The 12,187-nt window shown below is 57.4% G+C and carries 11 protein-coding genes; 7 read left to right on the plus strand and 4 right to left on the minus strand.

What is annotated here, in order from left to right; genetic code table 11:
* Nucleotides 1–1,695, minus strand: coding sequence for an FAD-dependent oxidoreductase (locus tag GLP52_RS17670; RefSeq protein WP_237273889.1), 1,695 nt, complete (start codon nt 1,693–1,695; stop codon nt 1–3).
* A 126-nt stretch (nt 1,696–1,821) separates the two neighbouring features.
* Between GLP52_RS17670 and GLP52_RS17675 the strand changes: the two genes are divergently transcribed.
* From GLP52_RS17675 to GLP52_RS17700, 6 genes are all read left to right on the plus strand, one after another.
* The gene (locus GLP52_RS17675; protein WP_107717919.1) at nt 1,822–2,736 is read left to right on the plus strand and encodes a LysR family transcriptional regulator; all 915 of its coding nucleotides are present in this window, start codon (nt 1,822–1,824) and stop codon (nt 2,734–2,736) included.
* Between the two features lie 167 nt (nt 2,737–2,903).
* Entirely contained in the window at nt 2,904–3,908 is a 1,005-nt protein-coding gene (locus GLP52_RS17680; RefSeq protein ID WP_237273890.1) for a Bug family tripartite tricarboxylate transporter substrate binding protein, read from the plus strand.
* 104 nt (nt 3,909–4,012) lie between these two features.
* On the plus strand, nt 4,013–4,573 hold the full coding sequence (locus GLP52_RS17685; RefSeq protein WP_237273891.1) for a tripartite tricarboxylate transporter TctB family protein: 561 nt from the start codon (nt 4,013–4,015) through the stop codon (nt 4,571–4,573).
* 12 nt (nt 4,574–4,585) lie between these two features.
* Nucleotides 4,586–6,088 (plus strand): tripartite tricarboxylate transporter permease, encoded by a 1,503-nt coding sequence (locus GLP52_RS17690; RefSeq protein WP_237273933.1) that lies wholly within the window; start codon nt 4,586–4,588, stop codon nt 6,086–6,088.
* Nucleotides 6,085–6,918, plus strand: coding sequence for a shikimate dehydrogenase family protein (locus tag GLP52_RS17695; protein ID WP_237273892.1), 834 nt, complete (start codon nt 6,085–6,087; stop codon nt 6,916–6,918). Before GLP52_RS17690 ends, GLP52_RS17695 begins: the two co-directional genes overlap by 4 nt.
* Nucleotides 6,919–6,938: 20 nt before the next feature.
* Nucleotides 6,939–8,825 carry a bifunctional sugar phosphate isomerase/epimerase/4-hydroxyphenylpyruvate dioxygenase family protein gene (locus GLP52_RS17700; RefSeq protein WP_237273893.1) on the plus strand — a complete coding sequence of 629 codons (1,887 nt, stop codon included), beginning with the start codon at nt 6,939–6,941 and terminating at the stop codon, nt 8,823–8,825.
* A gap of 4 nt (nt 8,826–8,829) precedes the next feature.
* Here the strand turns inward: GLP52_RS17700 and GLP52_RS17705 are convergent, their stop codons facing one another.
* Entirely contained in the window at nt 8,830–9,603 is a 774-nt protein-coding gene (locus tag GLP52_RS17705; RefSeq protein ID WP_237273894.1) for an SDR family NAD(P)-dependent oxidoreductase, read from the minus strand.
* 179 nt (nt 9,604–9,782) lie between these two features.
* On the opposite strand from GLP52_RS17705, the gene GLP52_RS17710 reads away from it, so the two are divergent.
* A complete protein-coding gene (locus GLP52_RS17710; RefSeq protein WP_237273895.1) occupies nt 9,783–10,538 on the plus strand; it encodes an SDR family NAD(P)-dependent oxidoreductase in 756 nt (251 codons plus the stop codon).
* On the opposite strand, the gene GLP52_RS17715 is transcribed toward GLP52_RS17710, so the two are convergent.
* Entirely contained in the window at nt 10,535–11,101 is a 567-nt protein-coding gene (locus tag GLP52_RS17715; protein WP_237273896.1) for an NIPSNAP family protein, read from the minus strand. The two genes, GLP52_RS17710 and GLP52_RS17715, sit on opposite strands and share 4 nt — an antisense overlap.
* 81 nt (nt 11,102–11,182) lie before the next feature.
* A complete protein-coding gene (locus GLP52_RS17720) occupies nt 11,183–12,088 on the minus strand; it encodes a helix-turn-helix domain-containing protein (protein ID WP_237273897.1) in 906 nt (301 codons plus the stop codon).
* Nucleotides 12,089–12,187: the final 99 nt, after the last annotated feature.

Raw genomic sequence — 12,187 nt, forward strand, 5'->3', positions numbered from 1 at the left:
TCAAATCTCCTGTGTGGCGGCATGACGCCCGGCCACAAAACCAAAGGTCATGGCAGGCCCAAGGTTGATCCCACCCGCCGGATAAAACCCTCCAAACACATTCGCATTGTCCGTGCCTGCCGCGTATAGCCCCGCGATGACCTGGCCCTGCGCGTCCAATACGCGGGCCGATCCATCGGTGCTCAGGCCAGCAAAAGTGCCAAAGCTGCCCGGCACAACCTCCACCGCATAAAACGGACCCTGCTTGATCGGGGCGACATTCGGGTTTGGGGTATATTCGGGATCACCCTGAAGGCGCATATAGGCGGTATTTCCGCGCCCAAAGGCCGGATCTTCGCCACGCTGGGCGCCCTCGTTCCACTCTGCAACCGTTGCTTCCAACCCGGACGAATCAATGCCACAGGCTTTGGCCAAGCTGGCAATCGTCTTGCCGGTTTTTAGGTAGCCGGACTTGACCCAATAGCCAAAGGGCACCGGCGCAGGCCGCACGACACCTAGTCCGAAACGACGCAAGAAACGATGATCACAGACCAGCCAAGAGCGCGCCGGGGCATCGCCAGCGACCGCATCCATCATGGATGTCACATAATCATGATAGCCAAGGCCTTCGTTGCAAAACCGTTTACCATTGGCCAACACCCCGATCACACCGGGCTTTCCGCGATCAATGATATGCGGAAACGGGCCTTTGGACCCGTCCGGCCACACAACATGCGAGACCGGACAATAGGCGGTGGCGCTGGCCAGATTGAGATCCATCACGGCGCCGACAGCTTCGCCAAGCCGCAGCCCGTCGCCTGTAGCCGAGGGCACGGCGAGGGTCAGGTTTTCGTCATTGCGCTCAAAGGTTTCCGCGCGACGCGCCAGATCGTGACCGTAACCGCCACAGGCCAGAACGACACCACATTTGCTGATCAGTATTGGCCCATCCTTCAGGCGCACGCCTGTGATGCGCCCCTCCTCAAAAATCAAATCAGAGACGGATTGAGACACGCGAAGATCGACCCCTGCATCCTTGGCCGATTTCATCAAGCGTCCAATCAAAGCTGCCCCATTGCGCAGATCCATGCCGCGTTTGTAAAGCGCGAGATCGCGAAAATGTCGCAACACCCGGCCAGTCACATAGGCAAAGGATTTGACGGAGCGCGTCATGGTCATAAAGGCCTTAAGATCAGGGCCGGATTGAATCGTCATGCCCTTGAACGAGGTCTCTTTAAGAGGCTTGCGCAGGATGTTCACGCTCGCGCCCAAAGCCCGCGCATCAAAGGGTTTGGCAATCACCGATCGACCGCCCATGCCCGCACCCGGCTGATGGCCATAGGTGTCGGGAATAACCAAGCCGCCGTCAAATTGCAGGGCGGTGTTGTCTTCGAAAAAGGCGACCATTTTCGGCGCTGCATCAAGAAAGGCCTCGACCTTTTCCTCTTTGTAATAGTTGCCCGTGACGGCCTTAATATACTGACGCGGCGCGTCGATATCTTCGACGATGCCAGCGCGTTGTGCCACCGGATTACGGGGTGCAAAAATCCATCCGCCAGACCAGGCCGAGGTCCCGCCCATCACGGGCTCTTTCTCAAGCACGACAACGGAGCGCCCCATGTGCGCGGCGGTCACGGCGGCACTCAGCCCGCCCGCACCGGACCCGATCACGATCAAATCGAAGGTCTCTTGGGAAGGGATCGCGTGAGCAGTCATGATATTTTCCTCCAAACTGGAAAGACTTTTCATACTTGCATGAATTAACGTCAAGTATCATGTATATTTCAACATTAACATTGTGTTATTCATAGCCTAGCGTCAGCACCCGATGAGGACCCATCCATGCGTGATATCACCCTGAGACAAATCGAAGTCATTCGCGCCGTCATGTTGCGCGGTACGATTATGGGCGCGGCGGAGTACCTCGGCGTGTCGGCACCGGGCGTCAGCCGGTTGATCAAACACACCGAAGAAACGCTGAACCTGCGGCTCTTTGAACGCCGCTCCGGGCTTTTTGTCCCCTCCGTCGAGGCGCAGACCGTGTTCGACCAAATCCGCGCCGTATATAAAGGCGTTGAAAACCTGCAACTGTCTCTTGAGAGCCTGCAAAAAGGCGAAAACGTTCAACTCGCCTTTGCCTCTGCCCCTTCCGTCGCCCAGTTCATCGCCGCCCGTGCTCTGCGCCACGTGCGTTCCCGTTTCCCCGATCTGTATATCGATCTGAACATTCTCAAGATCGAAGAGACCGTCGACTACCTTTTGTTGGAACGCGGAGAGTTTGTGATCATGAGTTCCAAGGTCGACAACCCGGGCATCGAAACCGAAGAAATCGCCGCGACCACATTGGTCTGTGTGTTGCCTGAGGGGCATCCTTTGGCGGAGAAAGACGAAATCTCGGTGCACGATCTGGTCCATGAACCTCTTGTCGGGGTCGATCCCGATGACCCCTATGGTGCTTTGCTCATCAAACCGTTTCTGGATCACGGGATAGATATGCAGCACAGTATGCGTGGGCGCTTCGCCCAAACCGTTGTCAGTCTCGTGCGCCATGGTCTTGGCGTTGCGTTGATCGACCGCTTTTCTGTTGCCGAAGTGTACATGCCAGGAATCGTGCGCCGCCCTCTGAAGGAGGCCAGTTGCATCCGCAGCTACGTGGTCAAAAAGCAGGGGCGCGTTTTATCCAGCTTTGCCGAATACGCGATAACACAGTTTCGCAAAGAACTGGTGCTCGCAGCGACTGAGCCACTAAGCTCCTAAGATCACACCACTTTTGCGCACAAAACTGTGCGATGGCAAATACAAAAATAACAGTATGTTAATAATATCAAAGCTTCGGTATTTGACGTTATTCACAATTTGCATATCTGTTATGCATAGGGGAGCCAAGGACAGAGGCTCTGCAAAACATTGATGGGAGGACATCTATGAAACGTTTTTTAATCGGCGCAGTCTCTGCACTGAGCCTTATGTCTGCTGCGGCCGTGGCACAAGAGTACCCAGCTAAGGAAATCCAAGGGATCATCCAATGGGGAGCCGGTGGTTCTACAGACACAGTGATGCGCGCTGTGACGCCACATGCGGAAGACATCTTGGATGGCACGATCGTGTTGCAGAACATGACAGGTGGTGTTGGCGCAATCGCGTTGAACCATGTCGCAACCGAAGATGCCGATGGCTACAAAATCTTGATGGGTGCCGAAAACCCGCTGTTGTACAAAGTCATGGGCTTTGGCGACAAAGATTACTCCGACTTTACCCCGATCAACATTCTGGCCCGCGGCACGCCCATTCTTGTGGCTGGAACTGATGCGCCGTTTGACGATTACGCCAGCATGATCGCATATATCAAAGAGCATCCGGGTGAAGTGCGCCTTGGCTCCACAGGTCCGGGCGGTGTGCCCTCTGTTGTCACCGCGATGATCGAAACCGTCGAAGGTGATCTGGACGTGATTTCTGTGCCTTACGATGGTGACGGCCCGGCATTGACCGCCCTGCAAGGGGGCGCCATCGACGTGATGCCTGCGGTTTTGGGAGCTGCAATTGAAAGCGTGCGCGCCGGTAAAATCAAGGCCCTCGCCGTGGTCGATGTGCAAGAAAACGAATACCTTCCGGGCGTTGCTCCGGTGACAGCAACCAACGAAGGCTTTGCGACCTATCTGCCCTGGGGACCGTTTTTTGGCGTTTTCGTCAAAAAAGGCACACCGGATGATGTCGTCAAAAAACTCGAAGGCGCTTTTGCCGTGGCCGCGACCAACCCGGACTTTACCGACCTGATGGAAACCCGTGGCTTTACCTTGATGAGCATTTCGGGCGACGAAGCCGAGGCCTTCCTGACCAAATGGCAGCAAGGCACCACGTGGTTGCTGCAAGATGCTGGCATGACCAAATCTTCACCGGAAGAGTTCGGCATCTCCCGTCCGGGCGAATAAGCACCAGACGTCCAAAACACGTTCGGCTTTGCCGAACACGGGCACCGCCCTTTCCGGTAAGGGGCGGTGTTTCAATTCACAGCAGACAAACTCTTGGAGGAGAGATGCAAGATCACGTTCATCATCATGACTCGACGCGGGACGGTTCATCTGACGCCACCCCTGGTGGCATCGTCGACAAACGTCGTCCTGGCGAGCTTGTCTTTACCGCATGTCTCGTGATCTTCAGCGGTGTTCTGCTGTGGAACGCCTATGGAATCTCCGGCTTTGAGGCGCTGTCCGGCGCGGGCTCTGTCCCCATGGCCACAGCGGCCGTGATGCTGATCAGTGTGGCGATTGTCTTTTGGCGCACTGTAAAACTGTCGAAAACAGAAGACGAAACCGTGATGGAAGACATCACGCCCCCGCTCGTTATCATCCTTGCCCTGTTTCTCGTCGCCTATGGCATCCTCTTGAAACCGCTTGGATTTTTGCCAACATCTGCGCTCTTCCTAATCGCGTCGATCAAACTTCTCTCCAAACGTAGCTGGGGCTTCACCCTGCTCGTCTCGCTGGGCAGCCTGCTCGCGATCTATTTGGTGTTCCGCATCGTGTTCACCGTGCTGATGCCCGCAGGCATCGTTCCCGAGGCTGAAATGCTTTCAGCTGTTGCGCAATCTTTTTAAAGGAGGTGCATGATGGACGCGTTCATGGCATTTCTGACGATTTTCACCCATCCTGAGCTGTTGTTGCTGGTTGGCGTGGGCACCTTCGCTGGCGTTTACGTCGGCGCGATCCCCGGCCTGTCTGTGACCATGGCCGTGTCGATCCTCATTTCCTTCACCTTCTCATGGGATGTTTTACCCGCGATTTCGCTGATGATCGGCATCTATATGGGCGGCGTGTACGGCGGCTCGCGCACGGCAATCCTATTGAATATCCCCGGCGCGCCCTCCGCCATCGCCACCGCGATGGACGGCTATCCCATGGCGCAGCGCGGCGAAGCCGGTGAAGCCATCGGCACCACCACTGTCATGTCATTTTTCGGTGGTTTGGTCGGGATCGTTGTGCTGGCCGTCCTGGCCCCGTTCGTCTCGGATTTCGCTCTTAAATTCCAACCGCGTGACTATATGCTTTTGGCCGTTCTCGGGATTTTGCTGGTCGGCTCTTTGTCCTCTGGGTCGTTGGTCAAAGGCATCTTTGCCGGCGCTCTTGGGATTGCCATTGGCGCGGTCGGCATGGACCCGTTGACCTTTACCGAACGTTTCACTTTTGACATCCCGTTGATGCGCGGTGGCATCAATTTTATCGCCGTGATGATCGGCATGTTTGGTGTCTCTGAGGCGCTGATGCAGTTGCATCACGTCGATACCCCCGCGATCCGCCAAAAAATCAACAGGATCGTTCCCTCCTTTGGCACGATCCGCAAACACTTGCCACTTTCACTTCAGACCTCGACCATCGGGGTTCTGATCGGCGCACTCCCCGGAACCGGCGGCGATATCGCGGCGCTGATGGCCTATGACCACGCCAAACGCGTCACCAAAAACCCGTCGCGTCCCTTTGGCGAAGGCGCGATTGAGGGTCTTGTGGCACCTGAAACCGCCAATAATGCCGCCGTGGGAGGCGCCTTTATCCCAATGATGACGCTCGGCATTCCGGGCGATGCGGTGACCGCGATCATGATCGGCGCACTGTTCATTCACGGGTTGAACCCCGGCCCGATGCTGATGGTCGAACAACCCGATATGTTCTGGTTCATCGTCGGCGCTTTGGTCATGGCCAACTTCTTTATGCTGCTGTTTGGCCTCACCGGCATCAAACTGTTCACCAAGATCGTCGAAATGCCGCGCGCGGTGTTGATCCCGTTGATCCTGCTCTTGTCCATCGTCGGGGCCTATGCCGTGAACAATTCGATCACCGATGTCTATTGGATGCTTGGCTTTGGTGTCTTCGGCTACTTCATGCGCCATTATGGCTATCCGCTTGGTCCCGTGATCCTCGGTGTGATCCTGTCGCGCCTTTTGGATGACAACTGGCGACGCGCCATCATCTCTGAACGCGAAGATTTGGGTCGGTTTTTCCATGGCATCCTGACCAGCCCACTGTCGCTCGTGCTGTTTGTGGCCGTGATCCTGATCTTTGTGTCGCAAACCCCGCTTTGGACCAAATTCCGCAAGAAAGAGACCGCTTCAAAATGAGTGCTCCCGACATCCTCCTCGGCCTGATTGGTGACAATATCGCCGCCTCCCGCTCCCCGCGTCTGCATGAGCTCTGCGGCGCACAAAACGGCAAACATGTCCGCTATGACCGGCTTGTTCCGCATGACATCGGTGCAAGTTGGGAGGTGATTTTCGCGGGGCTGGCGGCCAAGGGCTATCGCGGCACCAATGTGACCTATCCCTACAAGGAAAAGGTTGTGGCCAAAGTCGAGATCGACGATCCGCTGGTGCGGGCCATCGGCGCGGTCAATACCGCGATTTTCGAGGGCGGCCATGCCAAAGGCTTTAACACCGACTATTCCGGCTTTGTCGCCGCCTATAAACGCCAGCGCGGCGATGCCACAACGGGCGTCACGCTGATGATCGGCACAGGCGGAGTAGGCCGGGCTGTGGCCTTTGGCCTCATTGCCCTTGGTGCGGCTGAAATCCGTCTGGTCGATATGGACCGCAGCAAAGCCGAGGCCCTTGCCGCCGATCTGCGCAACGCCGCGCCCGACACCACGGTCACGGTTTTTGACAGCGCAGTTGAGGCTGCCAAAGGGGCCGCCGGTTTGATCAATTGCACGCCCGTTGGTATGGTTGGCAAAGAGGGAACCCCCCTGCCCGCCACAGCAATGGGCACGGCCGAATGGGCCTTTGATGCGGTTTACACACCTGTCGAGACCGAATTTTTGACCGATGCCGCGGCCCGTGGCCTCGACATCATCTCGGGCTGGGAATTGTTCTTTTTCCAAGGCGTTCATGCCTGGGGGCTGTTCACCGACCTACCGCTTGACCAAGACCGCCTGCGCCAAGATCTTTTGTCCTAAGCCGTCCAAGGAGTCCTGCCATGAAAACCTCGATTGCGACCGTTTCTGTTTCCGGCGATTTCCGCGAAAAACTCGACGCCATTGCGGCGGCAGGCTTTGATGGGATCGAGATTTTCGAACAAGACTTCATCGCCTTTGACGGCAGCCCACGCGATGTGGGAAATATGATCCGCGATCACGGGTTGGAGATTTCGCTGTTCCAACCCTTTCGCGATTTCGAGGGCCTACCCGAACCGCTACGCGCCAAGGCCTTTGACCGGGCCGAACGCAAATTCGACCTCATGCAGGAGCTTGGCACCGACTTGGTGCTGGTCTGTTCATCGTGCCATCCGCAGGCTTTGGGCGGGATTGACCGCGCCGCAGCCGATTTTCACGCGCTGGGTGAACGGGCTGCCAAACGCGGTTTGCGTGTCGGCTATGAGGCGCTGTGTTGGGGCAAACATGTGAACGATCATCGCGACGCATGGGAAATCGTGCGTCGGGCTGATCATCCAAACATCGGTGTCATCCTCGACAGTTTTCACACGCTGGCCCGCAAAATTTCGCCCGACAGCATTCGGTCGATCCCCGGCAACAAAATCTTTTTCGTTCAGATGGCCGATGCGCCGATGATCGACATGGATCTGCTCTATTGGTCGCGCCATTTCCGCAATATGCCCGGCGAGGGTGATCTTGATGTGACGGGCTTCACCCGCGCCGTCATGGCAGCGGGGTATACGGGGCCGATTTCTCTGGAGATTTTCAACGATCATTTCCGTGGCTCCAACACCAAACAAGTTGCCAATGATGGGTATCGCTCGCTCATCGCCTTGATGGATGATGTGCATCGCGCCGAACCCGGCCTCAAACTCAATCTGCCCACACTGCCCCAACGCGTGAAGCCCGAAGGCGTGTCCTTCATCGAATTCGCCTCCCGTGGCAAAGAGGCCGAAACCCTGGGTGAGCTGCTCAAAACGCTCGGGTTTGCCCACGCCGCCACCCATCGCAACAAAGCCGTCACACTGTGGCAACAGGGAGACATCCGCCTTGTCGTCAACGAGGAAACCGACGGCCATGCTGCCCATGCCTATAACGCGCGGGGCACCACCGTTTGTGATCTTGGCATCTTGGTCAACGCCGCACAGGACGTGATTAACCGCGCCACAGCCACGGGAGCACAGAGTTTTTCCCAAGATCTCGACATTGGTGAATTGGACATTCCGGCGATCAAGGGCCTTGGCGGCTCTGTGATGCATTTCATCGACAAAGAGACGGGGTTGGATCGGGTCTGGAAGGTGGAATTTAGGGCCGAAGAGGCGCCCGATTTGACTGGGGTCGGTCTGATGAATATCGACCATATAGCCCAGACGATGAGCTATGAAGATATGCTGAGTTGGACCCTGTTCTACACCGCCATTTTCGACGTCAATAAAAGTCCGATGGTCGATGTCATCGACCCGGACGGGTTGGTGCGATCACAGGTGATCGAAACCCGCGATGGGGCATTTCGGATCACCCTCAACGGCGCGGACACGCATCGCACTTTGGCGGGGCGGTTTCTGGCCGATACCTTTGGCGCTTCGGTGCAACACATCGCGCTGGCAACGGCTGATATTTTTGACACCGCCGCGAGATTGGCAGAGCGCGGCTTTGCGCCCCTGCCGATTTCTCCCAACTATTATGACGATCTCGCCGCGCGGTTCGATTTCCCGCCGGGCCTTCTTGAAAAAATGAAAGCCGCGCATGTGCTCTATGATCGCGATGAGAAAGGCGAGTTCTTTCAGCTCTATTCCGGCAGTTTCGCCGGTGGGTTGTTCTTTGAAATCCTTCAACGTGGAAGCTACATGGGATTTGGCGCGCCGAACGCGCCGTTCCGTATTGCCGCCCAAAAACGGCGCCTGCGCCCCAAAGGTATGCCGTTGCGCTGACCGATCAGCTCGGCAGGTTGTTCAGCCCTGTCGCCGACACGCCGCCATCGGCCAAAAGGGTCTGGCCCGTGACATAGGCGGCACCGTCCCCGGCCAAAAAGGCGACGATGGCGGCGATGTCTTCAGGCCGCCCAACCCGGCCCAAAGGCACTCTTTGCGCGCGGGCTTGCTCCAACCCTTCCTTGGCATAGATTGCCGCCGTCAGAGGCGTGCGGATCATCCCCGGGGCCACCGCATTGACCCGAATGCCATCGGACGCCCATTCCATCGCCAGATTTTCCACCAGTGAAATCACCGCTGCCTTGGCAGGGGCATAGGCCGCCTGCCCCAAATGCGCTTGCATCCCCGACATCGACGCGACGACGACAATCGTGCCCTTGGACGCCTTGAGCGCGGGATAAAACGCCTGTGCCAGAACGAAGGTTGAACGCACATTGAGGTTGAACATACGGTCCCATTCCTCAAGCGATTGCTCGGCCAAAGGCGCGGGCTTTCCGGCCCCGGCGTTTGAGACGAACACATCCAGCCCGCCCAAAAACCCAAGCGCCTTTGCCGCAATATCGCGCGCGACAGCGGCATCACCCAAATCTCCGGTCAAAAACAAAACCTCGGCCCCGTAATTTTCAAGATCGGCAATCAGTGCTGCGGGGGCGGGATTGCGCCCCGATGCCGTTGTCACAATCTTTGCAGACGTGCCCGCAGCCTGCGCCTCCCGTGCCATTTGGCGCAATGTCGCGCCACCAATACCTTCGCTTCCACCTGTCAACATAATCCGCATGATCGTCCTCCCAGTCGCGCGTTTACGGCAGGATTTCAATTCCCCGACGGGACCGCAATGGACATTTCCCTAAGAGCCTTAAACCCTTCGTAAATATCCAAGATTTTTCATGCCCCGTGCATCGCGACCCCCGTCAAATCCCATCAACATGTCCCGGTCATATAGGAGAGGCATCGCAGATGAATTTCACAGGCAAGACGGTTGTGATCACCGGGGGCGCAGCCGGTATCGGTTGGGCCAGCGCCACACTTTTCGCCGCGCGGGGTGCCCGTGTCGCACTGCTTGATCTAAACGGCGATCTGGCCCAGCACCGCGCCGCAGAATTGGGACCGGATCATATTGGCCTTGGGGTCGATGTAACCGACGAGCAGGCGGTGATCTTGGCCTTGAGTCAGATCGGCCAAATCGACATTTTGGTCAACAACGCAGGTCTCGGCGACGTCAACACAGCCACGGTCGACCAAACCCTCGCCCATGTCCGGCGCTTGCTCGACATCCATCTTGCGGGCAGCTTTTTGATGAGCCGCGAAGTGGCACGGGGCATGATCGACAAAGGGTGCGGCGGGGCCATTGTCAACCTCGCCTCCATCGCAGCCCTCACTGGCTTACCCCGGCGCAATGCCTATGGCGCGGCAAAGGCGGGGCTTGTGGCGATGACAAAATCCATGGCCGCCGAATGGGGTCGTCAAAGTATTCGTGTCAACGCGGTGGCCCCAGGCTATGTCGCAACCGAGCTCGTGCGCGGGCTGATCCGGGATGGACTTTTGGCGGAAGACAAAATCCTCAAGCGCACCCCTTTGGGCCGGATGATCGACCCGTCTGAAATTGGCGAAGCGATTGCCTTTCTCGCCTCCGATGCCGCCTCTGCCATCACCGGCACCGTGCTTTCGGTCGATGCCGGTTGGATGGCCTATGGCGCCGCAGATGATCTTTAGCGCAGGGGGGAAACCGCAATCGGGCGCAGGATTTCGTGGCGCGTCGCGCCTTGTGATGTGGCCATCGGATCGCCACCCCACAGCGTGACGGTCTCGCCTGGTGTTTCACCGGAAATGACCCGCCAGCGGGCGACCAAGGGCTGATCGCTTTGCACCTCATTGCCAAAAGTCAGGCTTTGAAGTCCGGGCGCAAACAGCGGGCCCGTCGTGTCATTCGGGTGCTGGGTTTTGCGTCCCGCCTCTGCCGCGTCCAAGGCAGCGCTGCCTTGCAATCGCGTCATCATCATATTGCGCTGCGTGACGATGAGCGGAAAGCCATATGGCACGAACCCCTCAGTCCAGTCACGATTCGCCGCAAACCCGACCCGCGCTGCGGCGCGTTCTTCAAGACTCTCGTAAATCCACAAATGGTAAAGCCGGTTGAGCGCGCCAGTGTCGGTCAGCCAATATCCCGCCATCGGCAAATGTGAGGTCAGCGCCTTCACCCCGCTCCGCATCAGCAACGCCAAATACTCTGGCCCGGTGCCGGGTTTGAGGTCATAGACCCGCAGCTCGTAAATCATATCACCCTCCATATTGCGCCTGGACAATTCCACAGAAAACGACAGCGCAAAATGCAAAGAGCGCGGTTTGCCTTGGACGATTCATGCCTTTTTCCGCTCTGATTGATAGGTCTCACGATAAGCGCCGGGCGGGACGCCAACACGTTGCGAAAAGAAACGCGAAAAATAGGCCGGATCTTCGAAGCCAAGATCATATCCCACCTCAGCCACGGTCATCGTCATGTAGATCAAACACCGCTTAGCCTCGATCACCACCCGCTCATGCAAAAGCTGTGAGGCGGTTTTGCCCACCCGCGCTTTGCAGGCCAGATTGAGCCGTTGGATGGAAACACCCAGTTGAGAGGCATAAAATTCAAGCCCTTTCTCGGATTTGAAATGGGTCTCTAAGATTTCGCGATATCTGCACAGGAGATCATAATCACGGTCCACGCGCTGGGTTTCCTCGGCCCCGACCTCAAGCCGCAACCGCATCAGCGCCACGAGGATACGCTCGAACTGGGCCTTGATCGCCAAGCGCCGCCCCGGCGCATTCCACGCATATTCGCGGCGCATCCAGTCGAAACTCTCGCGCAAGGTGCCACAATTTGGGTCACCCTCCGCCAAAGCATAGGCTGCGGGATGTTCCAAAGCATCGGCAAAGCGGGCATCGCCTTGGGTCGTTGCCTTGGCGTAGCTGCACGCGGCGGTGATCACAAAGCCATCCGTGCCCGGCAAAAACCGGATTTCATGCACCATTGCCACTGGGATGACCACCATCGCAGGCACGGGGATTGCATAGGTCCGGGCTTCGATCTGGATCTCGCCACCGCCGCGTTCCACGAACAAAAGCTGGACGTGATCTGGATGCGCATGGGCGCGAATTGTCCAATCATTGGCGCCGGACCGATCGCGGATCGGTTCAACGTGAATGAAGTCAAGCTCCACCTCCGCAAGGGTATCTCCGTAGAGATAGTAGCGCGGAATCGGTTGCTCTGCTGAGATCAGCATGGGGCGTATCCTCCTCTTTGCTCCCAGTTCCTCCCCCGGGAGCACCTGTGAATAGTGCAATGAATATCGGCGTCCGTCCATTCGCGCGACACAGGGCAT

Source organism: Sulfitobacter sp. M22, assembly GCF_021736025.1.
Classification (GTDB): domain Bacteria; phylum Pseudomonadota; class Alphaproteobacteria; order Rhodobacterales; family Rhodobacteraceae; genus Sulfitobacter; species Sulfitobacter litoralis.